This window comes from Bacillus kwashiorkori (genome assembly GCF_001375515.1).
Lineage (GTDB): Bacteria > Bacillota > Bacilli > Bacillales > Caldibacillaceae > Bacillus_BK > Bacillus_BK kwashiorkori.
The window spans coordinates 38,007-63,772 of record NZ_CTDX01000009.1 but is presented as its reverse complement, the minus strand read 5'-3'; the positions used below and the strand labels follow the sequence as shown (position 1 = coordinate 63,772).

The 25,766-nt window shown below is 37.9% G+C and carries 15 protein-coding genes; 2 read left to right on the top strand and 13 right to left on the bottom strand.

Annotated elements, in window-relative coordinates:
* The first annotated feature begins 421 nt into the window (after nt 1–421).
* Nucleotides 422–988, top strand: coding sequence for a glycerol-3-phosphate responsive antiterminator (locus tag BN1242_RS02215; protein ID WP_062350698.1), 567 nt, complete (start codon nt 422–424; stop codon nt 986–988).
* 786 nt (nt 989–1,774) lie between these two features.
* Here BN1242_RS02215 and BN1242_RS02210 read toward each other — a convergent pair.
* The 11 genes from BN1242_RS02210 to BN1242_RS02160 all read right to left on the bottom strand — a co-directional run bounded on the left by BN1242_RS02210 (nt 1,775) and on the right by BN1242_RS02160 (nt 21,676).
* Entirely contained in the window at nt 1,775–2,584 is an 810-nt protein-coding gene (locus tag BN1242_RS02210; protein WP_062350696.1) for an HAD-IIA family hydrolase, read from the bottom strand.
* A gap of 504 nt (nt 2,585–3,088) precedes the next feature.
* The gene (locus BN1242_RS02205; RefSeq protein WP_062350692.1) at nt 3,089–4,789 is read right to left on the bottom strand and encodes an ABC transporter permease; all 1,701 of its coding nucleotides are present in this window, start codon (nt 4,787–4,789) and stop codon (nt 3,089–3,091) included.
* A complete protein-coding gene (locus BN1242_RS02200) occupies nt 4,786–5,904 on the bottom strand; it encodes an ABC transporter ATP-binding protein (RefSeq protein WP_062350689.1) in 1,119 nt (372 codons plus the stop codon). Before BN1242_RS02200 ends, BN1242_RS02205 begins: the two co-directional genes overlap by 4 nt.
* Before the next feature lie 21 nt (nt 5,905–5,925).
* Nucleotides 5,926–6,966 (bottom strand): extracellular solute-binding protein, encoded by a 1,041-nt coding sequence (locus tag BN1242_RS02195; protein WP_062350686.1) that lies wholly within the window; start codon nt 6,964–6,966, stop codon nt 5,926–5,928.
* Nucleotides 6,967–7,813: 847 nt separating this feature from the next.
* On the bottom strand, nt 7,814–9,469 hold the full coding sequence (locus BN1242_RS02190) for a glycerol-3-phosphate dehydrogenase/oxidase (protein WP_062350900.1): 1,656 nt from the start codon (nt 9,467–9,469) through the stop codon (nt 7,814–7,816).
* Nucleotides 9,470–9,871: 402 nt separating this feature from the next.
* A complete protein-coding gene (locus BN1242_RS02185) occupies nt 9,872–10,969 on the bottom strand; it encodes a hypothetical protein (protein WP_062350683.1) in 1,098 nt (365 codons plus the stop codon).
* A 418-nt stretch (nt 10,970–11,387) separates the two neighbouring features.
* Nucleotides 11,388–11,729 carry a zinc ribbon domain-containing protein YjdM gene (locus tag BN1242_RS02180; RefSeq protein WP_062350680.1) on the bottom strand — a complete coding sequence of 114 codons (342 nt, stop codon included), beginning with the start codon at nt 11,727–11,729 and terminating at the stop codon, nt 11,388–11,390.
* Between the two features lie 345 nt (nt 11,730–12,074).
* Nucleotides 12,075–17,003, bottom strand: coding sequence for a S8 family serine peptidase (locus BN1242_RS02175; protein WP_062350677.1), 4,929 nt, complete (start codon nt 17,001–17,003; stop codon nt 12,075–12,077).
* A gap of 363 nt (nt 17,004–17,366) precedes the next feature.
* A complete protein-coding gene (locus BN1242_RS02170; protein WP_062350675.1) occupies nt 17,367–18,353 on the bottom strand; it encodes a hypothetical protein in 987 nt (328 codons plus the stop codon).
* Nucleotides 18,354–19,182: 829 nt separating this feature from the next.
* Nucleotides 19,183–21,171 (bottom strand): FAD-dependent oxidoreductase, encoded by a 1,989-nt coding sequence (locus BN1242_RS13745; RefSeq protein ID WP_062350672.1) that lies wholly within the window; start codon nt 21,169–21,171, stop codon nt 19,183–19,185.
* A 64-nt stretch (nt 21,172–21,235) separates the two neighbouring features.
* The gene (locus tag BN1242_RS02160; RefSeq protein ID WP_062350669.1) at nt 21,236–21,676 is read right to left on the bottom strand and encodes an OsmC family protein; all 441 of its coding nucleotides are present in this window, start codon (nt 21,674–21,676) and stop codon (nt 21,236–21,238) included.
* Between the two features lie 146 nt (nt 21,677–21,822).
* Here BN1242_RS02160 and BN1242_RS02155 point away from each other — a divergent pair, with 146 nt between their 5' ends.
* Complete coding sequence (locus BN1242_RS02155) at nt 21,823–22,065, top strand: hypothetical protein (protein WP_062350666.1); 243 nt, start codon at nt 21,823–21,825, stop codon at nt 22,063–22,065.
* A 356-nt stretch (nt 22,066–22,421) separates the two neighbouring features.
* Here the strand turns inward: BN1242_RS02155 and BN1242_RS02150 are convergent, their stop codons facing one another.
* Entirely contained in the window at nt 22,422–23,144 is a 723-nt protein-coding gene (locus BN1242_RS02150) for an EAL domain-containing protein (RefSeq protein WP_062350663.1), read from the bottom strand.
* A 932-nt stretch (nt 23,145–24,076) separates the two neighbouring features.
* Nucleotides 24,077–25,585, bottom strand: a complete 1,509-nt coding sequence (locus BN1242_RS02140; RefSeq protein WP_062350658.1) for a zinc ribbon domain-containing protein — start codon at nt 25,583–25,585, stop codon at nt 24,077–24,079.
* Between the last annotated feature and the right edge of the window lie 181 nt (nt 25,586–25,766).

Below are 25,766 nucleotides of genomic sequence, written 5' to 3'. Positions count from 1 at the left end.
GTGATGGTTCACCCCTTTTCACATTTAGGAAAATACGAACATTTTCATTTTAACAAAGATAAATGTACGTCTTTTCCAAAATTGATTATACAATAGTTTTTGTGCTCAAGCAAGAGGGATTTTTGGCCTATTTACAGGAAAGTGCAGAATCGCTCATGTTTGTTTAGAATTTTCGCAATTGTCGGGGACAGTCCCCCACCACTGTACAGCGGTGAAGTGTGAAAGCAGTTGAATAGGCGATTTAATAGTTTTTGTGTTAAAATAGTTTGCAATATTATTGCTTTGCTAAACGAATAGTTTGTTTTTCTTCCTCCAGTGACTGCCTGCAAATGCTATATGCCGTTAGCAACAATAGAGAAGCAATAGATTATATTAGTCTGTTAAGGTAAGTTTGTTTTTAAACAACATAAAGGGTGATAATATGACAGAAATTATTGACATGGTGGAATCGCAAATAATCGCTTCTATTAAACGACCGGAGGATTTTGAGCAGGCACTTACTAGTGAAGTGAATATCGTTTTTCTTATGACAGGGGACTTGCTCACGATCAAAGAATATGTGGACATCCTAAAGGATAAGGGAAAATATGTATTCTTGCATTTAGATTTCATTGAAGGTTTAGCAAACAATAAGAGTGCGATTAAATTTGTAGCACAGCATTGGAAACCAACTGGAATTATTACTACGAAAAGCAATTTAATCAAATACGCAAAAGACGAAGGACTAGTCACCATTCAACGGATGTTTTTAATTGATAATGGCGCACTTGCGAAAGGTGTTGAAGTGATAAATTCATGTCGGCCGGATGCCGTGGAAGTATTGCCCGGTTTAATGCCAAAGATCATTGACCGGTTAACCCGTGAAATTCCGATGCCATTGATTGTTGGCGGTTTGATTTCCTCTAAAGAAGAAATTTTAGCTGCCCTTGAAGCAGGAGCATTAGCAGTTTCATCAGGTAATCCGACATTGTGGAAAGTGAACATTTAATTCTACTAGAGTACAACTTGATACATTTTTTCGTAGAGTGGAAAAGGTGAGGTGGCCATTAATCTCGTAGTATTGTTAAAAATCACATTCTATCAAGTTACTTATTAGGAAAAATTAACCTTTTTTCTATTTAAGGAAATGCTAAAGTTACGTTTTTATCATAACTTGAAAAATTTACTTCAGTGATGACAAAGGGCGAACATAAAAACTTAAAATTAGTTTTTTGTCCGCCTTTTCATATTTGTGGTGGGAAAAAATATCATTATTTCCAGTAAATTACTACCAAAATCCATAAATGACGATCAAAAACTTCATTTTTGGCGCGAATTTTTTATAAAAAAGCATTTCAAGCAACACAACTCAGAAACCCACTCTCACATTGATTGCTTCATCTGGCCACTGCAGGATGGGATTCAAATCTTCTAGAAATTTCACCATCTCTCACATTGATTGCTTCATCTGCAAGTGCACGACAAATCAGGATTCAATTCTTCTAGAAAGTACAACATCTCTCCCGTCAATCCGTTCATCTGGCCACTGCAGGATGGGATTCAAATCTTCTAGAAATTTCACCATCTCTCACATTGATCGCTTCATCTGCAAGTGCACGACAAATCAGGATTCAATTCTTCTAGAAAGTACAACATCTCTCCGTCAATCCGTTCATCTGGCCACTTCACGTTGGGAACTCGTTTTTTCGAGTAGTTAACCAATTCCCACAACAGTCCCTTCATCTACAAATATCACGACAATCCCATTCCCACTTTCAACCATCCATTTTTCTCATTACTTACTCCATATCTTCTCCGTTTTAAATTGCTCCAAGTTCTTCAAATCAAAAACACTTTCCAATATATATTTAGGTTGATCACTCGCTTTGGCAACATCATCTAGCGACGTGATTCCCGTCAAAACTAAAACCGAGTTCATCCCATTTTCATTTCCCATTCGAATATCTGTTTCCAACCTGTCTCCAACCATATAACATTGCTCCGATTTTAACTTCAACACTTCATGGACGACATATTCAGCCATCAGTTTCGAAGGTTTCCCTGCAATATTTTGTACAGGAACACCGGTTGTACCTTCAAATGCACCAATCATCGCACCACAATCTGGAATTTCACCGTCTAAAACAGGACACGTCCGGTCAGGATTAGTGGCAATTACTTCTGCACCATGCAAATAAGCTTGGTAGGCATTATTTAATTTCTCATACGTAAAATAACGATCCCACCCGAGCACAACAAACTTAGCATCGTAAGGATTATCCGTAACTTTCACATCTTGCTCATCTAACTCATCTAGCAACGCCTGTTCCCCGATAACAAAAACCTTTTCCCCGTTCCGGAGCTGTTTTTTCAAATAAAGTGCGGTGATAAAATTGGAGTTAATTACCTCATTCAAACTTACTTGAATTCCCATTTGGCATAGTTTTTCCACATAATCAATCCGTCTGGAAATTGACTTATTCGTTAGAAAAACTACTTTGTCTCCACGATCTTTTAAATAGGCAATCACTTCGTCCGCACCTGGAATCATTTTTTCGCCTAAATAAATCGTCCCATCTAAGTCAAAAATAAAACCCTTCTGCATAAGTCTCCCCCAAGTAGTAAAAATTTTATGGTAAAACTCTTTTCCTTCATGGTTGTGAAAACTGTTTTCCCTCATGGTTGTGAAAGTTGTTTTCCTTCATGGTTGTGAAAACTCTTTTCCTTCATGGTTGTGAAAGTTGTTTTCCTTCATGGTTGGTAAAACTCTTTTCCCTCATGGTTGTGAAAACTCTTTTCCCTCATGGTTGTGAAAGTTGTTTTCCTTCATGGTTGTGAAAACTCTTTTCCCTCATGGTTGTGAAAACTCTTTTCCTTCATGGTTGTGAAAGTTGTTTTCCCTCATGATTGTGAAAGTTGTTTTCCTTCATGGTTGTGAAAGTTGTTTTCCTTCATGGTTGTGAAAACTCTTTTCCTTCATGGTTGTGAACGATATTATCTTTGTTTTTAAAAAGTAGCAAGGGGATTTACTCAAACAAAGGTTGGCGGTAAAACTCCCCTTGATACCGATATTTTAACATTTTTTAGTAATGATGAACTTCAAACTGTACTACAATTGATTTTTCGATAATCGGTTGGCGACTGCTTGCAATATTAATACGATAAGCACGAGCAATACTGACATCGCAGCAGCAGTGTAATATTCTCCACGTAAAATATTTTGGAAAACTGCTAAACTCATCGGTGCCCATTCCGCTGGGGCTAATAAAATACTAATACTTGCTTCTTTAATAACTGTAACAAATACTAGTATTGACCCTGCAGCGATACCTGGTGCAAGTAGTGGTCCTATCACTGTTAAAGCTGCGGTAAATTGACTTGCACCGAGATTGATTGCCGCTTCTTCAATATCCTGTTTGATCATCCGCATTGTTGACATCGTTGACCGTAACATATAAGGTAGCCGCCTAATCGTATAGGCAATTATTAACAATAATGCAGTTCCTGTTAACTGTAGTGGCGCTGTATTAAACGTCTGAATTAAAGCAATACCAAATGCAATGCCAGGGACAATCAATGGTATCGATGCGACAAAGTCCAGTTTCGTAGCATTTTGTCTAACGACGAAATAGGAAACGAACACAGCAATAACCACACTCAACAATAATGCACCTAAAGCTAATACGATACTGTTTTGAATATTTCCAAATGAGTTTGTAAAAATCATTTTATAATGATCAAGTGTATATCCAGATGGCAATGCATCTTTCCCCCATGTTGTTGCAAACGACTGTAAAACAACTGTAAATAACGATAAAAGTGGCAGCAACACGATTAAGAAGGAATATACAGATAAAGAACCATTTAACCATTTGTTATCATTCAGTTTCTGCATTTTCGGTTTACCAGATACGGAACCGTAATTTTTCCCCTTCACAAATAGATTTTGTAACCAGAAGAAAAAGGCCGCAACAATGACCATAACAATCGTTAAAATGGCAGCACCTGCCCAATTAAAAAATCCTGCCATTTCCCGGTATGCTTCTACAACTATTAAATTTAAATCTTTCGGTGCTAAAATTATTGGTGTTCCAAAATCAGAGAAGCTAACTGAAAAAATTAATAGCATACTAGAAATTATTCCCGGCAGTGCTAACGGTAAAGTGATTGCGAAAAATGTTAACCAACTTTTTCCACCTAAATTACGGGAAGCTTCTTCTAAACTAATATCACTTATTTTAAATGCTGCAACCATCGGCCACAGTGCGTACGGAAAAAAGAAAAAGATTTGCACAACAATAATTCCTGTCATTGAGTATGGATCAATTAACAACCCTTCTCCACCAAGTTTATGAAAAATGTTTGTTACCCAACCTGACCGTCCAAACATAATCATAAATGCGTAGGCTGATATAAAGGTTGGAATAATTAATGGAACAGTACATAAGGCTGAAATTGTTTTTTTGAAAGGCATTTTCGTTCTTGCAATTCCATATGCCATCGGAATACATATTAATATAACGAGAATGGAGACAATTAAAGATAACTTTAAACTATTAATTAGTGCAGACACATAACCTTTATTAGATAAAATAGCTATATAGTTTTCCAGAGAGCTTCCTTTCAGTTTTTCTATAGTACTAGATAAAATTTTTCCATCGATAAAAGATCCAAGTACATTCATCGGTTGTCCCGTGAATGTCACAAGTAGGATGGAAAATAAAGGAAGGATTAAAAATACCCCGAAAAACAGATAAATAAAAATTCTAGCGATTGTTAAGCCACTAAAAAATTTGCGTTTTGTTTTCATATTAATAACACCCTTTCATGTTCAATTGCTATTTTTACCACTGAACCTGGCTCTAAAATCCGATCCCCTGAAAGATAGGTCGTGTCAACTATAAAATTGTGGGAACCAACTTCTAGTTCATAACGTACAGTAGAACCGAAGTAAGTCGGAATTATTACTTTTCCTTCTAACGAATTGTCCGTTTCTGTGTTATTTTGAATGATTTTTATATTTTCCGGTCTAATAATTATATCCACTTCTTTTTTACTTGTTTTAGTAGCAGATTTAATTTTATATCCATTTAGTTGGACGACTGAATAACCATTTTCTTCACCTACGACAGTCCCTTTAAAAATATTGGATGAACCAACGAAATCAGCAATAAATGGAGACTGTGGATTACTGTATAGATCGGTAGGTGTTCCAACTTGAATGACCTTTCCCTCACTCATGACAGCCACCCGGTCTGCCATACTCATCGCTTCTTCTTGATCGTGTGTTACAAAAATGGTTGTGATTCCTAAATCTTGTTGGATTTTTCTAATTGTATTCCGCATCGTATGCCGCAGTTTTAAATCTAGGTTAGATAGTGGTTCATCCATTAATAGTACAGCTGGTTCCATTATTAGTGCTCTTGCTAATGCAACACGCTGTTGTTGACCACCAGAAAGTTCACTTGTTAGTCGGTTCGCATATTGATCTAGTTCCACGTATTCTAGAATTTTCCTTACCTTTTCTTCTATATGTTTCGGGTATTTAAACAGTTTTTTATTGAGAATTCTTCCGTATATTAATGGTTTTTTGAAAAAATTAGATGAATTCAGTTCGCGAATATTTAAGCTATATGCGACATTTTCAAATACATTTAAATGTGGGAACAGCGCATAACTTTGAAAAACCATCCCACAGTTTCGTTGGTTCGGTGGTAATTTATTGACTACTTTATCACCTATCTTTACTTCACCAGATGTAGGTGATTCGAAACCTGCTATACATCTCATTGTTGTTGTTTTTCCACACCCAGATGGGCCAAGGAGAGCGAAAAATTCGCCCTCCTTAATATCAAGATTGACATGGTCTAACGCTAATGTATCTCCAAATTTTTTCGTAAGTTGTTCTATTTTAACTGAACCCATTTTTTTATCACCTTCTAGTTATTACTGAAATTTGTTTTTCCACTCGTTCCGAATCCGGTCATAGTTGTCTACTACCCAATCAATATCTAAATCTATCGCATGATTCTTAACTGTATCTAAGCTTAATGGAGTTTTGGATTCCACTTCTGGGTGGATTGGAATATGATACCAGTTTGCTAAAATTTGCTGACCGTCTTTCGATAGTAAAAAATCAATTAATTTTTTACCACCTTCAGGATTTGGACCGTCTTTTACAAGTGCAACTGGATTTACTAGAATTGGTGTTTTATCTGGTACTACGAAGTCAACTGTTTCACCTTTTGCCTTCGCTTCATAAGCCATAAAGTCAAAACCTACGCCAATATGGGCTTCACCCATTGCAACTGCTTTTGTTGGTGCACTGCCAGAATCTGGTAGGGCATTTACTTGGTCCATTAACTTTTCGAAGTATTCCCAACCACCGTCTTCCCCACGCATCATCATTTGACTCAAAACGAGAAGAGTGGATGTCCCTGATGCTGCTGGGTTGGAAAATTGTATCTTCCCTTTCCATTTTGGATCTAACAAGTCATCCCACGTTTTTGGCGCTTCTTCTGGAGATACGAGTTCTGTGTTATAGACAAAACCTAATACAAACAGTTCTACACCAGTGTACATACCGTCTTGGTGTTTCACTTTAATCCCGTTTTCCACTACATCCCAATCTTTGGCAAAATCAGGTACATATGCAGCAATTATTCCTTGTTCTACGGCGTTTTCAAAAGGTAGTATTCCACCACCGCCGTACCATACATCTCCTTGTGGGTTATCAATTTCTGCTAACATTCGGTTAACCAGTACGTTTGTTCCAGCATATTGTACGTTCACTTTTCCGCCAATTTTTTCTTCAAACGCTTGGGCAAGCTCTTTCGTGAAGTCAGGTGTTTCTGGAGAATAGAAGCTTATTGTTCCAATATCTCCGCCTCCCCCTGTTTTGCTTTTATCTCCCCCAGCACAAGCTGCTAACGCAATAAAACTAATAAAAATTAAAACTGTTAAAATCAATTTACTAACCCGTTTCATTTCTCTTTCCCCCTCAGTTCGAATGAATAATAATTATGGAAGTGGATGAATTGGAGAGGTATGATGTGAGCAACATTTCCTCTTGTAATGGTCATTTGTTTTATGTACGTTTTGAATATTAATGATGTTATTTTTATACTTAATTGATAATAAAGGTAAGGTTTTTTCATTCCTTTAATGTGAATAATGTTTAGGATTTTTCGTCCCTTGAATGTGAATCTTGTTTCAGATTTTTCGTACTTGATTAGTAATAAAGGTAAGGATTTTTCATTCCTTTAATGTGAATAATGTTTAGGATTTTTCGTCCCTTGAATGTGAATCTTGTTTCAGATTTTTCGTACTTGATTAGTAATAAAGGTAAGGTTTTTTCATTCCTTTAATGTAAATAATGTTTAGGATTTTTCGTCCCTTGAATGTGAATCTTGTTTCAGATTTTTCGTACTTGATTGTGAGTGATGTTAAGACCTTTCCATCCTTGGCTGAGAATGACGGTAAGGCTTTTCATACTCTTTTCATACTTGATTACAAATGACGTTAAGAGTTTGTTATAGTTATAGTCATAGTCATACAAAAAGAAGCCGCGCTAAATAAACCTATCAAAATAGGATTATTTAGCTGGGCTTCTTCTCCAATTCTCTTCCCCAAATTATTATTTGTGTTTCATTATAAATGAAAACGAATACATTTTCAATACTTTGTTAACAAAAAAATCATAAAAAATTCACATTATAACAATAACTTTGTACATCTCGTCACAATCACAGGCCTGGTGTTTGAATATTTTGAATTGTCGGGGACAGTCCCCCGCCGCTTTAAAGCGCTAAAGCGGCGGCGGGGGGTGTTGTTTTTATTTGTTTTTCAGTGTTGCTTGCTCGATTGCTTTATGAAGTTCTTGTTCGTGTCGATGTTTTGTTTCTTCGTCCCAGCCAAACACGGTGCTCATGTATTCGGTCACAGCTTTTCCAAAACACTCAACTATAGAGATGTTAAATAATAGCGCACCTGTTCGACGATTTAAAAAGTCCAACGGGGTTGCAATCATTTCATACTCAATTGCATATTTTAATTTCCCATATAACACAAGCGGGAGCCCAAATTGTTCAGCTTCCAAAAGTCCATTTTTTACCAATTTTAAAACGATCGGGCTATTTGAACCGTATTTTTTTACAATATCATCCGCATCTTCCTTCCGCAGTCCAATCTCTAATCCAATTTTACCTACTCGATCAACAAAAGCAGAAAATGATTTACTTTCTCCAATGTCCCCACCGGAAATTTTCAGCTCCTTAGTGACACAATCATTGAAGTGCAACTGTTTTTCAACGGACAGTTTTTTTACCACTAAGTCCACAACCATTTCTGCCATTTTTCGATATCCTGTCAATTTCCCACCTGCGATAGTTATTAATCCCGACGGAGACTCCCAAATCTCATCTTTTCGCGAAATTTCGGATGGATCTTTACCCTCTTCATAAATGAGTGGTCTTAAACCTGACCAACTTGACTCAATATCATTTTGAGAAAGTTTTATATTAGGAAACATGTAGTGGATGGCTTGAAGAATATATTCCCTGTCCTCTAATGTAATGGTTGGATGAACCATATCTCCATCGTAAAACGTATCAGTAGTTCCTACATATGTTTTACCATCACGTGGAATGGCAAAAACCATTCTTCCATCTGGTGTGTCGAAATAGATTGCTTGTTTTAAAGGAAATTTTTTTTGGTCAATTACGATGTGAACACCTTTGGATAGTCGAAGTTTTTTACCGTGAAAGGATTGATCAAGTTTTCGAATATTGTCTACCCAAGGACCGGTTGCATTAATTACCTTTGTTGCCTGTATTGTGAACTTTTCTCCTGTTAATAAATCGGTAATCTTACCACCACTGACTATTTCCTCTCGATACAAAAGTTCATCCAATTTAGCATAGTTAAGTACCACTGCACCATATTCGACAGCTTTTTTCATGACCTCTATCGTTAGTCGTGCATCATCGGTTTTATATTCCACATAATATCCGCTCCCCTTCAATCCCTCTTGTTTTAAAAGTGGTTCCCTCTTGAGCGTTTCTTCTGTATTCAACATTTTTCTCCGTTCCGATTTTTTCACACCAGCTAAAAAATCATATACCAAAAGTCCAATAGAGGTAGTAAATTTACCGAACGTCCCGCCTTTATGAATTGGCAGCATCATCCATTCAGGTGTTGTGACATGTGGCCCGTTTTCATATACGATTGCACGCTCTTTTCCCACTTCAGCGACTAGACCAACTTCGAATTGTTTTAAATAGCGGAGACCACCGTGAATTAACTTTGTTGAACGACTGGATGTACCTGCTGCAAAATCTTGCATTTCCACTAGCGCCACCCTCATACCCCGTGTCACCGCATCCAACGCAATCCCTGCTCCGGTAATGCCTCCACCGATAATTAACAAATCGTAATGTCCAGTTTTTAACTTTTCTATATAATTATCCCTGACCAAATTTGAAAACATAATCTTTCTCCTCCTCGCATGCATGGAATGTGAAAAATAGAACAAAAAAACCACAAAAGCACTACTAACCAATTTTAGTAATGTTTTTGTGGTTTCTCTTATTCTCCAACCAAAATTCATATTCACTTATATTAACACTATACAACTAGTATAAACGAAACTTACAAAAAATCAAAACAAAATGCAATAGGGTGTGTGGTTTTTTGAATTTTCCTAATCGTTGGGGACAGTCCCCCGCTGTAGTAAAGTGCTAAAGTGTTAAAGTGCAGGTGGTGGGGTGGGGCGGATGGGGCGGATGGGATATTTTTATATAAATAAAGTGCTCCTGAATTGCGTTTTACGGTTGTTTTTCGCTAATTTTTTTCAGGAACACTTTATTTATCTGCTATATGTAAAAAGTACTGATTAAATACCCCGTCTCACCCATAATATTACTCCGCCAATACCTCCTGTTACTAAAATAATAATTAATGTTTTTATACCTTTTTTTCTAAAATCATCTGTAGGCGAATTAACATTGCTGATTTCTGTTTTATATGTACCTGCTTTTGACATTTCTTCGCCGTTTTCTCCTCTTTCTGATTCCCCCAACTCATCAAGATCGCCGAGAGACTGAGTATCTTCACCATCTATAGTGGAAGACAAATTATCCTCATGCATCTCTTCAACTACAAACCCCATATCTTCACTGTCACTTGTCGTGTTAGTATCTCCTTGTCCTTCTGTGCTGCCAGAACTTTGATTTCCCGTTCCATCTGGACTCCCTTGACCAAATGTTCCTTCATTATTCGATCCCTGGTTACCGGATTTTGGATTTTCTGGTTTTGGGTTCGTTGGGTTTGGTTGAGGATTTTTAGGATCTTCCGGTTTTGGTGACGGTTTCGGATTACTCGGATTTTCTGGAGAAGGCTTTGTTTCACCAGGTTTCGGTGTTGTTGGTTTATCCTCACCACTACCAGATCCCCCTTCCCCCGAACCAGAACCTGGCTCTTCAATTGGTGGATTTGGATCATCCGGTTCTGATGGTTCTTCCGGATTGGTTGGTTTTTCTGGGTTACTTGGATTCTCCGGATTAGGGTCGCTCGGTTGACCTGGGTTACTAGGGTTAGACGGATCACCCGGTTCAGAAGGTTTTGGTTTTCCTGGTTCTTCTTTCGGTGGATTTGACGGTTCTTCCTCGTTATTTTTTTTCACGGCAGATTTGGATTTTTCGGATTTAACTATTGGCGTATCTGCTCTTTTTCCACTCGAATCATTTTTTTCTGTATAAAAACCGTGTAAACTTGGAATTTGCGATGGTTGATATAAAGGGCTTGATTTTCCGCTTTTCATCACCAACACACTTGTATCGTCGTACTGTTGTGAAGGAGGAAATAACGACTGATTCACTTCCACGTGATAAATCCGACTATCCGCTTTCGCCAAAACTAATTTCCCGTAAGGAACAAAAAAGAAACAACCGATTAAAATAATACTCAAAGTAAAACACTGTAACTTTTTCATAAAAATTCCCCTTTCTCCATTTTTATTATCTGAGGGGTATGTATAATCTACTGTTGTAAAAATTGTTCGACGGTGGTTTAAACAACACACCTAACTAAAACACTTAAAATTCAAAACTATACCACTTATCCTTATTATACAAACTACTAACATAAAATTCTAGAAAACACAAAAAAAGAATAAAACTGATTATTATTGAATTGAAATTGTTGGGGACAGTCCCCCGCCAGACTAATGTGCTAAAGTGCACGATTTTAGTTTTAGGAATATTTCGAATTATCGGGGACAGTCCCCCGTTGTGATAAAGTGATAAAGCATTAAAGTGAGTTGAGTTGAGTTGAGTTGAGTGAGTCATGTCAAGTCGAGTATATTGCTATAGAAAGATGGAAAAAAAGAACCCTATTTGGGCTCTTGTATGTTATCCAATTTTCTTTACAAATTCTGATTTTAATTTTAAGATACCGAAACCATCTACTTTGCATTCAATGTTATGATCCCCATCAACAAGTCGTATATTTTTTATATTTGTCCCTTGTTTCAACGCAGAGGAACTTCCTTTTACCTTTAAATCTTTGATTATAGTTATTGAATCACCATCACTTAGCGTTGTTCCATTAGAATCCTTTACAGAAACATCCTCCATAATATGCTCCGCTTCTGTTTGACTCCACTCATGTGCACATTCTGGACAAACTAATAATAAACCCATCTCATACGTATATTCAGAATTACATTTCGGACAATTTGGCAAGTTCGTCATCCCGCTCCCACCTCCACATTAATAATAAAATTTCTTACAAAAATATTAATATATGTAAACAGATACCAATCCATTATAACAATAACCATACTCTTAAACAAACACCAACCTAGTAGTGTAACAGCAGATTGCTTATTACTGTTTTAATCTTTTGATATTTTTTAATTGTCGGGGACAGTCCCCCGCCACATTAATGTGCTAAAGTGCACGATCTTTGTTGTGGGAATATTCCTAATTGTCGGGGACAGTCCCCCGCTGCTTTAAAGTGGTAAAGTGAAAACGGCAGTCCTTTGTGAAATTGACCTCACAAGGACAGCCGTTATTTATTATTATGTTTGTATTTTATTAGATTTGTAGTGTGCTTCTTCTTCTTTTCAATAGAAGGATTAAGATACCAACCAATAATAATGTAATTCCTACAGTTAGGATATTATAGGCATTCGCAGATGTGTTTGGAAGTTTACTTCCATCCGCAATACTACCTTCAGGGCCTTCGCCTTCTCCTAGATTTTCCCCGTCGCCTGGGTCTTCGCCATCACCCGGATCTTCACCGTCCCCTGGATCTTCACCGTCCCCTGGGTCTTCGCCATCACCTGGATTTTCACCGTCGCCTGGGTCTCCGCCATCACCCGGATCTTCACCATCGCCTGGGTCTCCGCCATCACCCGGATCTTCACCATCGCCTGGGTCTCCGCCATCACCCGGATCTTCACCATCGCCTGGGTCTCCGCCATCACCCGGCTCTTCACCGTCGCCTGGGTCTTCGCCATCACCCGGATTTTCACCGTCGCCTGGGTCTTCGCCATCACCCGGATCTTCACCGTCGCCTGGGTCTTCGCCATCACCCGGATTTTCACCGTCGCCTGGGTCTTCGCCATCACCTGGATCTTCCCCGTCGCCTGGATCTTCGCCATCACCTGGATCTTCCCCGTCGCCTGGGTCTTCTCCATCACCTGGATCTTCCCCGTCGCCTGGATCTTCGCCATCACCTGGATCTTCCCCGTCGCCTGGATCTTCGCCATCACCTGGATCTTCCCCGTCGCCTGGGTCTTCTCCGCTACCGCTTATATATAGTAGGCCTTCAGCAACCGATGTTGTTTCATTTCCAAAAATGTCGATTGCTTTTACTATAATACTAGCTCCTTCAGCCGTTACTCCATCCTCTACAGTATATTCACCAACATAGTGACCTGAATCCACTTCCTCCAATACTATTGGACCTATAGTCTCTTGTTCCGAGAGTTGAATTTCAAACGTGGCTGCCAAACCTGATTCACTCGTAAATTCAACAGTTAATGTTTCACCTGTTTGAATTTGAACATCTTCATTTGGTAGTAAGTTTTCAATAACTGGTGCAATTGTATCCACTTCTACGTTTACTTCTGCAAAACTTTCATTTCCTGCCACATCTTTTGCATAAAGTTTGATAGTGTTTTTTCCCTCATCTAACTCTAGATTTGTTTCAAAATAACCATCCTCAACTAAAACTGGAGCATCATTTACTGTGAAAACTGTTAAATTTTCTTCAGCAACGGACCCTTTAACAGCCACTACCTTTGTGTTAAACTTTTGCCCTTCAACAGGTGTTGCAACTTGAATATCAGGTTTTGTTGTATCACGAGTAATTATGACCTCATTGGAAAAACCTGTATAACCACGTTCCGTAACTACCCTAGCACTGAGAAGGTTTTTCCCTTCAATTAATCGTATTTCACTTGTGAAACCACCGTCTTCCGTAGTGGTAACAGTGTCAACCTCTTCACCATTATTATAGATTTTTACTTCTGCTAGAGGTTCGCCAACTCCTTCTAAAACTATAGAATCATCACTAGTTACTATGTCTTCAGCCGGAGTTGTAATTGTTGGAACTCCAAATTCATAATTAACTTCCGCACGAATCATGTAATTCCCACTAGCAGGAGCTGTTGGTCGCCAATTACCATCTGTAAAAATCCATGAATGTCCAGATGGTGTTCCATTTGTATCTTTTGCAATGGCAGGTGTATAAGGGAATGGATGTTTTTGAATATATGCAACGAAAAAGTCACCGTCCACCCAAATTTCTTCACCTTTTAAGTCCACTATTGTCCAAACAGAATCATCCCGAATGGCATTTGCCTCGATTGGGCCAGCAATTTTTTTCCCTGGGGAGCCATCTACTCCAGTTGCGTCATAAATCTCTAATAAAAACTCTGTACCCCCTGGATTTGGACGATTACCGCCACTAAATTGAATATGTGCTCCTGTCAAAAGCGCGATCTCTTCGCCTTCTGCTAGTGACATTTTTACAGCCCAGCCGTTCCCAGCCGTATGCATATAATCAATTGACTCATGGGTACCATCATCATACTTTATGACTTCGGAATAGCCAATTAATGGATCCAAGTCAACATTTTGTACAATATTTTCTTTTCCATTTACTGTAATGGTTATATTTTTTGTAAAATGTAACGGTGCAGTCACACGCAATGTATAGGTTCCTTCATATGCAGCAATTTCAAAATGGCCATCTTCATTCGTATGGACTGGCGTTATATTAGCATCTTCAACTAAAAATACTTTAGCATCAGTAATAACTTCGCCAGTATGGGCATTTGTGACAATACCTGAGATGTTCCCTCTTAATTTTTCTTCTAAAGTAAAATCAAGTTCAACATCTTTATCCCTTTCAACATTTACTAACTGAGACTCGGAATGATAACCATATGATTCAACAAGCAGTGTGTAATTACCTGTTGGATGAACTAGTTCATAATTACCATTTTGTGGATTGCTGTGCGTTGCCCGTCCTGTTTCTATAACAGATAATTGTGCATGTAACGGTAATCGTGATATTGTGTTTTTTAATTCAAAGTTTAATAATTCCCCAACTTTTTCATCGTTTGATAGTGAGAGTTTGAAAGAGTCTACACTATTATTTGATCGGTTCACTGTTGCTGTTGAAGGAACAGTGTCTACTAATGCAATATCATCAATATACCATCCTGGCCTTGTCCCACTAAAATCAGAGTATGTGTAAAAACCAATATAAATACCTTGGCCTCTATAATCAGAAAGGTCAATGATGACATCTTCCCAACCATTAGAATCGCCTGCAACCCAAAGGAGTTGTTCCCAGTCTGACCCATTTTTAGAAACAACGATACGTCCCCAATCATATGCGGTGCCTGAATATATTGACGCTTCGAAACTAAACCAATGTTTCAACTGAAGGTAAGTGTTTCCTTCCCCTACTTCAATTGGCGGCATTACTAAAAGCTCATTCATTTGATTTTTGTAATCTCCGCTAAGATTTGTAGCATATACCTTGTCACCCGAATAAGCATTTCCTGGACCAGATGTTGGAACTCCCCATTCCCAGTTTGAACTATCTCCAACATGCGCCCAAAGTTCTGGCTCTGTTTCAAAGTTTTCAAAATATCCAACAGTAATTCCTGAGTGAACTGTAACGATGTATTCATCACTAGCCGTAGTATTATTGGCAAAGTCTGTTATAATCCATTTATATGTTAATGTACCACCTTTTGTAACTCCGGCTGGAATAGTCGCTAAATATTCACCGTTTAAGTAGTCGCCTGCGGTACGATTAGCAGTTACAGTTTTCCATTCACCTTCATTAACTCTATATTGCAGTTCTACTTTTTCAACACTAATGTTATCTTTTGCTTGAATTGTTAGATCAATTTGAATCCCTGCAGAAATATCGGTAACAGGTGTATGTTCAAAAATTGGTGATTCTGCATCATCACCCTCGATAGTAACTTGTCCTTTAATTTTTCCCATACCAATAGACGCTTTCAACACCGCATCATAAACATTTAAGAGCCCATAACCGTAACCGTTATTAGGTGATTTTGTAAAAGTTTCATCAGTTAATGGTGTCGCTGTGTCTAGAAGAATTTGTTCTAGCTCATCAACAGTTAAGTTTTCGTTAATTTGACGAAGTAGCGCTACTGTCGCGGCAACATGCGGGGTAGCCATAGATGTACCATCCATCTGTTTATACTCGTCACCTGGATAACTTGAACGGATCTTCACTCCTGGTGCAGTTAGTTCTGGCTTGATTTCATTGTATGGGGATGGCCCTTGAAAAGAGAAATCAGCCAACTTTTTATCCTTGTTTGTTGCTCCAACAGCAAATGAGTCAGGATAATTTGCTGGGTGTGCAACAGAACCTGGACCACCAGGATTTAGCCAATCAGCATTTCCTGAAGCAAAGGCAGGGAAAATTTGATAATCACGCCAAGTTTGTACTACTTCTAAAAACCACTCATTTAAACCAGAACCACCACTCCAGGAATTGTTAATCACATCTGGGGCTAAATCTACCCTACCACCTGGTGCAAGTAACCATTCCGCTGCAGCTATGATAGTTGCATCTGTACCACTACCATTCTCGTTAAAAGCTTTCGCTGCAATCCATTTTGCACCTGGAGCAACACCAATTTGATTAGAACCATCTGGCTCGCTACCAACCATTGTGCCTGCGACATGGGTACCATGCCCGTTATCGTCATAACTATCTGGTTGTTCATTTACCGCATCAAAAAAACTGAATTCATGATTTACCTCACCAGTCGATGGATTATACCCTCGATACTTATCCTTCAATGCTGGATGATCCCATTGTACTCCTGAGTCAAGAATTGCAACAACAGAGCCTGTCCCATCAAATCCTAGCTCCCAAGCCTTTGTTGCACCAACTTGATCAACATTCCACTCTACACTATTGTTTTGCACCTGATTATATTCGCTTGTCAATACCGGATTTAAGGTGCGAGTTTCATTTGGTAAAATTTTTTCTACTTCTGGAAGTTTAGATATTTTTTCCATAATATCTACTGTGCTTGTTACTTCAACAACATTAATGATATAAAAGGATCGGAATGCTTTAACCGACTTCTGTTTTATACCATTTACTAAAATGTCTTTTAGCTGAAATTGTGATCGTTCTGCTGTCGTTTTTAATTCGGTTAATATTGTTGATCTTACCTCGTGTTTCTTTGCAAGTGGGCTTAATTTTTTCTCACTTGCCTTCAGCTGCGCTTGATTAGCTACTAAACTAGTATTTGTTTGTTCTTTCATTTTCACTAAGAAAGTTACAAACTCATTGTTGTGAAACTCTTCATATACCTTTGTATTAATCTTGTTCGTGGGCTGTTTCTTTACATCGAATGTTGCTGCAAAGACACCCGAAATCGGTGTTAGAAAGGTACTAACAACGAATACAAAGGCAACAAGCAAATAAAAAATATTACCTTTCCCTCTCTTCAAAAAATTCCCCTCCTATTTAAATTCTACTAAACTAGCAATTCTCGTTGTAAAGACAATAATAATATAATTAATATAAAAATGTTGTCAATTAATGTCGAAAAAAATAAAAAAATGTGATTTATATAAAAATATACAGAGAAGTGGGGATTTCATATTATTCGGAATTGTCGGGGACAGTCCCCCGCCACATTAATGTGCTAAAGTGCACGATCTTTGTTGCGGGAATATTTCGAATTGTAGGGGACAGTCCCCCGCTGCTTTAAAGTGCTAAAGTGGTTGTGTCATATGCGATGTGGGGTGAGTGTGCAGCGAGGGACTATAATGTTTTTGCCAAGCTTGATTTTTCCAATTTATGTATCGTCCTTATGCGTCGGTTCTATTTTGATGTTCATTTTCCATATATTCCCTACGGATATCGGCGAGTGACTTACCAGATAGTTTATGAATCGCAAATACATATGTTTGAACACTGGACCAGCCAAATAAATCTTTTAACCACTTTTGCAAGGAGACTTCTTCTCCATTTACTTCCACATTTCCGCTCGGCAAGAGGGTTGCTTCATCTTCACGACCTTTCGCTACAATTGTGTCACCTACTTTTACAACACCCCACTCCAACATATCGGTAATTTTCGGGAGTGATCTCCGTGTTATACTTTGTTTTTTCACACTATTTACTCCAGGCCTTTCCAAAAAATCAACATAATAATCTTTATACGTATTTAAAGGTAACACTTTTTCAATATGGATATAAACTTCCTCATTTATTTTATACGGAATCATTTTAAAACAAGTAATATCAACGTTATTACTATTCAACCAGGAAACTGCCGACAAAGTCTGTTCATCGAAATCAGAAGCTATCAATATTATTTTTTGGCTTTTATTAAAACTATCTTCCGCCCCATTCTCCTGTAAAAATTCCATTAACTTCCTCATACCAAGTTCAACACTGGTCAATGAATTATTTTCAAATTCATTGCGGTATTTTTCAATATAAGGAGCATAAATTTTGCTTACTAAATCTCCTGGATCTTCAATTGTTGCATAGCTGGCTGCATATCGAATTGCCTGAAATTCAAATGCTTCTTTTCTACCTTCAATATCTTTGCGATCTCTTTTGATTTCTATTAGAACAATATTTCCTTTATTATCCACTGCGGTTAAATCGCTAATTCCGTTTTGGGAATTTCGCACTTGCTTACCGACAATGAGCATTGATTCTTCTTCATCACATATCATGTCAATATTTTTTCGTAATAACTCTTCCATATCACTTTCCTTATATTGAATTTCTGAAAAAGTTGTGGAACTTATTTTAACCGCCTTATCCCCAAATACTTTAAACATATCCATCCCCTCCAACATTTTCGGGCAAGTTTATTAAAAGTATGCCCAAGGAAGTTGAAATGCATAAGTTTGTTAATTTTCAAAATGGAGAGGAAAATTTTTGTCTTTTATGAAGAGTTTTGCTGTAAATTTTTGTTGAACTTTTTTATTATTGGTGTTGGTGAAAATCTGTTTAAGGGGATGACAGGCGCCACATTTCCTCACTACCAAAAATCACTTTAGCGCTTTAAATCGGTGGGGGACTGTCCCCGACAATTCTGACAATTATAGATTCTCTTTTTCATCTATGCCAAGCTATTGGGAGTGTCCCCACAATTCGACACCACGTCTGCCCACCACCAAACATTCACTTTAACGCTTTAAAGCGGTGGGGGACTGTCCCCGACAACTCCGAAAGCGGTGGGGGACTGTCCCCGACAATTCCGACAATTCTAGATTCTCTTTTTCATCTATGCCAGGCTATTGGGAGTGTCCCCACAATTCGACACCACGTCTGCTCACCACCAAACATTCACTTTAGCGCTTTAAAGCGGTGGGGGACTGTCCCCGACAATTCCGACAGTTCTAGATTCTCTTTTTCATCTATGCCAGGCTATTGGGAGTGTCCCCATAATTCGACACCACGTCTGCTCACCACCAAACAACCACTTTAACGCTTTAAAGCGGTGGGGGACTGTCCCCGACAATTCTGACAGTTCTAGATTCTCTTTTTCATCTATGCCAGGCTATTGGGAGTGTCCCCATAATTCGACACCACGTCTGCTCACCACCAAACAATCACTTTAGCGCTTTAAAGCGGTGGGGGACTGTCCCCAACAATTTGTGGGTTCTAGTTTTCTTGGTGGATTGGGCCGATTCCTAGTCCAAGGGCTGCTTCGTGGATTATTTCAGCTGTTGTTGGGTGCGCGAAGATGGTTTCGACCAGCTCTGTGTCGGTCAATCCACCTGTAATCGCTACGGTAATCGTGCTTATTAACGATGAAGCGTCTGCTCCAATAATTGTGCCTCCGATGATTTTTTGTGTAGTGTTATCTTTTAACAACTTTATAAATCCTTCTGGTTCGCTTAATGTTAAAGCTTTTCCATTACTGACATAGTCGAACTTAGAAACGCGATAATCAAGTCCTTTTTCCTTACACTCATCTTCTGTTAACCCTACCGTTGCAATTTCTGGTGTCGTAAAAATCACATTTGGCACAGCATGATAGTCCATTTTCCTTTTCCTACCTAAAATGTTATCGACTGCGACCATTCCTTGATGGGATGCAACATGAGCTAATTGCAAAATATTGGTAACGTCACCTATCGCAAAAATATGTTCAACATTTGTTCTCATTTCCTCATTAACAGCTATGCCCTTACCGTTTTCAACTAGCTGAATTGTTGTTCTATCTATACCCAAGTCATCAAGATTCGGTTCACGTCCAACCGCCACTAACACTTTTTGACTAATGATAAGCCCCTCCTCACTAGCCTGTTTTTCGCCTTTACCTTTACCTTGACAAGCACACTCCTCATGATGATGCTCTACTCGCTTTTTAAAACTGCCTTGGCAACGATCATTATCGCTCGGATGGTTACTTGACTGACCTCCATTACAACATTTACTCTTGTTGTCACTATTGAAACTTTGATTGTTTTCTCCATTACTTCCATTTAAATCTCTACTATGAAATTCTGTTTGCTTCTCCACGCCCGTACAAGCACACTTTTCGATTTTTTCAAATCCTTTATCCGCACCATGAACCTTTCCCTCAGTACGATCGTTACTTTGAAAAGTCACAATTGCTTGCCCATTAGTCGCTTGCTGAATTTTTGTTACTTTTGCATTCGTATGGATTTGAATACCAGCAGTCTCAGCTAATCTTTGAATCTCGCTGGACGTTTCCGGATCAACCATTGTGAGCACCCTGTCCATATACTCAATCACATGTACGTCAACACCAAGGTTTCGATAAATGAACGCGAATTCCATGCCAATTACTCCACCACCAATAATCGCAATCGATTTCGGAAGCTCGATGGAAGAAAGTGCCTCGGTACTATTCATCACTACTGGCAAATCGACTCCTGGAATTTGGACCGATGAAATTTTTGAACCCGTTGCAATAATAACATCTCGAAAACGAATTTTATATGGTTTTTCTCCTTTTACTAACACTTCCTCATTAGATAAAAACGATGCACAGCCTTTTATAACTTGAATGTTGTTTTTTTCCATTAAAAAATCTATCCCAGATAACAATTTGTCTTTCACATCGTCTTTTCTACGTATCACTTGTTTCATATCAACTTCACAATCATCCACCATACGCACCCCAAATTCGGCGGATTTTTTTATCGTATGATACACTTCCGATGATTTCACTAAAGCTTTCGTTGGAATACAACCAACATTTAAACAAGTGCCACCAAGGTTTTCTTTTTCAACAAGGGTAACACGTAAACCATTTTTCGCCGCATAAATTGCCGCTACATAACCTCCTGGACCCCCACCAATGATAAGAAGGTCGGTGTTCACTTTTTTTATGTCTGTAGAATACTCCTTTTCAAGTGGTTGATTAGATTTGAGTGATGAAACTGTTTCATCGTTTCCAATAATTTCAAACAAGGTTTGATTGGAGCTAACTTCATCGCCTGTTTCACAAAAAATTTTAGTAATCGTACCTTCTGCTGTCGCTTTTATTGTACGGTTGCCTTTCGCTGTTTCTACCTGCACTAACGTATCACCAGGATTGATTTTATCCCCTACGTTGACACTGATTTCACCAACTTTTCCTTTTTTTCCACCAGGGATAATTGACATTTTAATTTCCATAATTCTCCTCCTTGAAAAATAAAAAGGGGCACCACAAGAGTACCCCTTATACTCATTTATTAATTTAGTATCTAACTACTGCACCTTTGACCAATTTCACACCGTTCGTAAGACAGTCACCTACTGGGCATGTTTTTTCAATAAAATCAGCAAATTGTTCTGCTTTTTCTTGACTTTCATTCGTTTTAAAGTGCATTGAAAAACGGATTTCCTGAAAACCTTTTCTTACATCAGATAAACCAAGGAAACCATCAGGATCAAGATCTCCTTCTAACTCCACATGGAATTCTTCAAAACTAAAATCATTCGCTTCAGCAAAAGCACTTGCAACAATTGTTTGACAAGCGCCAAGGGCACATAATAGCGCTTCCACTGGGTTCATAGCAGCATTCGTTCCACCCAGATCCTCAGGTTCGTCCATATAAATTTTAAATCCTCTTGATTCTGTTTCTACTTGAAGACCTTCTGGTAATTTTTTTGCAGTTGCTTTGAACGTTGTTAACATAAACTACATCTCCTAACATTATTTTATATCTAAAATTATTTCCTTACTTCCTTACATATATCCATAAAAGGAATGATTGGTAGTTATGAATGTGAAAAACTACACAAATCATGGATAACTCCAATATTTGTTACGAGCATAATTCAGTGAAAGATTGGTTCATGAATGGTGATGCTAAAGATTGGTTCATCATGAACGGTGAAGCTAGAGATTGGTTCATGAACGGTGATGCAAAAGATTGGTTCATGAACGGTGATGGAAGAGATTGGTTCATCATGAACGGTGAAGCTAAAGATTGGTTCATGAATGGTGATGGAAGAGATTGGTTCATGAACGGTGAAGCTAAAGATTGGTTCATGAATGGTGACGCAAAAGGAACAAATTGGTAACAATAAGAAACAATGGATTTGCCTTATCAATGATATCCAACTGAAAGTAACGAACCTTCATGCGCTTGTGTTTTAGGAAAGGGTTTCCATTCGAACGCAATTGATTTCAGTTGGTTTGCTTGTATGTGGCTGACCGTGTGTTACTACTTGTTTGTATTTGTGAAAATCTTAACATACTTTACAAAAAAACTCAATGTAAGAAAAAAATATAGGAGAAAAAGAATAAAAACTAGCTAACCACCTGGAAAAAGCATGGGAAATGATGGGGAAAATGGCACAACATACTTTAGCGCTTTAAAGCGGTGGGGGACTGTCCCCGACAATTCGCAATATTAAAACAGCGGAAGTCCCCGTTTTTATAAATAGTGGTTGATATTTTTCGGTTTGCCGAGGTGGTAGCCTTGCGCATAGGTGATTCCGAGTTTTTTTGCTGTTTGCAGGTCTTTTTCCGTTTCAAGGCCCTCCAGAATCACTAAGCTGTCTTTCTTAAGGAGTTTTACAAGATGTTTTACAGTTTCTTGTTTTTTTTGATGGGTGGATAGGTTTTGTGAAAAATATGAATCAATTTTTGAAATATCTGGTTCTATTTCAATTATATTTTTCAGTGTCGATTCTCCTTTGCCAATGTCATCCAGGGAAATACGAATTTCTTTTTTCCTTAACCACTGAACAGTTTCCTTCAAAGCTAATGTATCTGTTTTCGTTTCCGATTCATTAATTTCTAGAACGATTTGTTTTGGGTTAACTGCTAATTTATTCATCCCCTTTTCGATAAACAAGTGAAAGTCATCACTTAATAAAGTCGAAGGAAAAACATTTACAAAGACTGTTAACCCTTTCAACAATGTAGAATTTTGCTCTATAACTTGAAAAACCTTTTCAACAGATTTTAAATCCAAATCTAGTAGGATACCCTTTTCCGCTGCATATTTAAAAAGCGACTCAGGTTGTTCCATAACATTCGAACGAAGCAAAAATTCAAATCCAAGAACTTGCTTATTAATTAAGTTGACTACTGGTTGTATTAAATGATATATCTCGAAGTTTTCTATCGAGGAAATTTTCGCTTGTTTCTCCATCTTTACACCTCATAAAATTTGCCAATGCCAATGATTCTTAAACTTCTCATAAAAAAATAATACAAATTATTCATCGAAACTGAGAAACTAATTAAATGCATTTGAAAGGATTTGCCAAATAAAAACGTTTTCATTAAATTCTTGTCATGATTTTGCGTATTTGACGCGTGTTTGACGCAGAAAGTGCTGTTTATCACATGATTAGGAAGGTTATTCTTGAAAAAGGGATTCGCTACTACCATAATAGGCTGCAATGCTTTTAAAAAGGGATTCACTACCACCATAATAGGGCTGTAATTCTTTTAAAAAAGGGATTCGGTACCACCATAATAGGGCTGTAATTCTTTTAAAAAAGGATTCGCTACTACCATAATAGGGCTGTAATTCTTTTAAAAAGGGATTCACTACTACCATAATAGGGCTGCAATTCCTTTGAAAAAGGATTCGCTACCACCATAATAGGGCTGCAATTCTTCTAAAAGGTATTTGCTATTCCACCTCGTACATATCAATCTAAAAATGAGACACACTAAAGGTCACCATTTCCAGTGAATTCTGCCCCACATTTTTGTAGAAGACGGTGAATTCTGCCCCACCAGCTGAGTGGGAAAACGTTTTCTCTCTGCGTTAAAAAAAATAACCACAAAATTTATTAATAGATTAATACATTTTTAACATTACCAAAAAATCAACACGTTTTCACAAATAATTTAATACAGTTCTATGAATTTTTTCTCACCTTATTCCGCTGAACAAACAATGCCCATCAACCCCATACTTTAGCGCTTTAAAGTGGTGGGGGACTGTCCCTAACAATTGCGAACATTATGAATTAACAACCAACAACCATCATTTGTTCACCACCACACATTCACTTTAACACTTTAAAGCAGTGGGGGACTGTCCCCATTGTGGAGACAGTCCCCGGTTGGTTATTTTGCCCAGGCGGATGTGTATGTTTTTGGATCTTTTACTGTGTATTCTTTGGCTTCTTCGTCTGAGAAGGAGTAGAACCATGGGCGACTTGTGCCTTCGATGATCCATTTTTTTGCACTTGTATCGTAGCGCAAGGAATATCTTTTAATTTCCGTTTCTTCTCTTAGTTCGATATTATCGCTACCTACGTAATAAGTATCCCTTTTCCATTTGTCCTCCGCAATAATCGATGCTCTCCAAGTTCCCTCTTCAAAATACAAATCAAAAGACTCCAAATCAAACTTTGAAGAGAGATACTGAGCTTTCATTGCTCGTTCTAACCTTTTATCATCGGAAATATTATTTCCAATTGCTTCTTTATAGTCAGCAGTGGTTGAAGTCATTTTTTCCACATCACCACTCGTATAAGCGTCAATCCACTCGGACAGATGGCTATGGACAGTCTCCATAACAGTATTCTTCACTTCTGCACTATCATATCGCACAGAAACATGTCTATTTTCAATTGGTTGCTCTGCTGTTGTAACTGTGCCCCATGGGAGTACAGCCTCGACATGGAAAGTCATCGAACCATCTGTTAATACTGGACCAAATGTTGGGTTTTCAATCACATTTACGCCAACATCTTTTCCATTGACAAATAACTTAGTAACCGCATTCTCTTCGTCACTATTTGGCACACTAATCGTCAATTCCTGTGCTTCTAAATGAAGATACACCGTTTCTTTAGAGGACATTCCTCTTAAAGTAACCTCTTCTTCACTGTTCAATTCCAAATAATCATTTTTCAAGACAGCCTTTACTGAATGATATCCTGGTAAGACAGGGCCAAATACACCTTCAAAATTTGGCTCATCCGCTTTACCTACTTCTTTTCCATCAATATATAAAACCGTATCCTTATAATTCGTTTGTAAAGAAAGATAGATTGGTTCTACTTTTAAACTAAATTTATCGTAAAACAAAAATTTTCCATCTTTACTAAGCGATACCATTGAACTTCCGAACATATCGACAATTCCATCTAATATCGACTTGTTTTTGTTGTCCTTTTCCTTATCTAACGCACTTGCTTGTCTCTCCAACATCTTTACAGTTTCATTAACTTGATCAGGGTTTTCTTTATAGTATTTCATTAATCCAGAAACTGTTTTTTCATTTATATCTAGTTTTTTATCATTAGATGTGAGCATACTAGCTACTTTTTTTGCGTCTTGCTCATGAAGTGCTTCCGAAAAATTTTCAATCAACCGATCTTCTGACATGATTGATTCGATCATTTTATGTCCAGCAAACAATAAAACAACAGCAGCAATCCCTGCAATCAACATTATTTTAGTCTTTTTACTCATTGGCTGTTTTGGATTGGGTGTTTGCGAAACCGATTGCTTGCTAGTTTCATGATTAGTAGTATTTTGAGAACTATTTACCGGTTTACCACACTCTGAACAAAATTCTGCATCCGAATCCATTTGACTACCACAATTTCCACAATACTTATTCATCATTTCCTCCTATGTACGAATGTATGACACTTATTCTAGTTGAAAAATACACACCGAAAAGTGTAATTACCGATTTTCTACTTCACTATCCAAAAACTAGAATAGGTACTTTTGAAAAAAGGCAATTTTCACTTCCACTATCCAAAGAACTAGAATAGGTGATTTTGAAAAAAGTCAATTT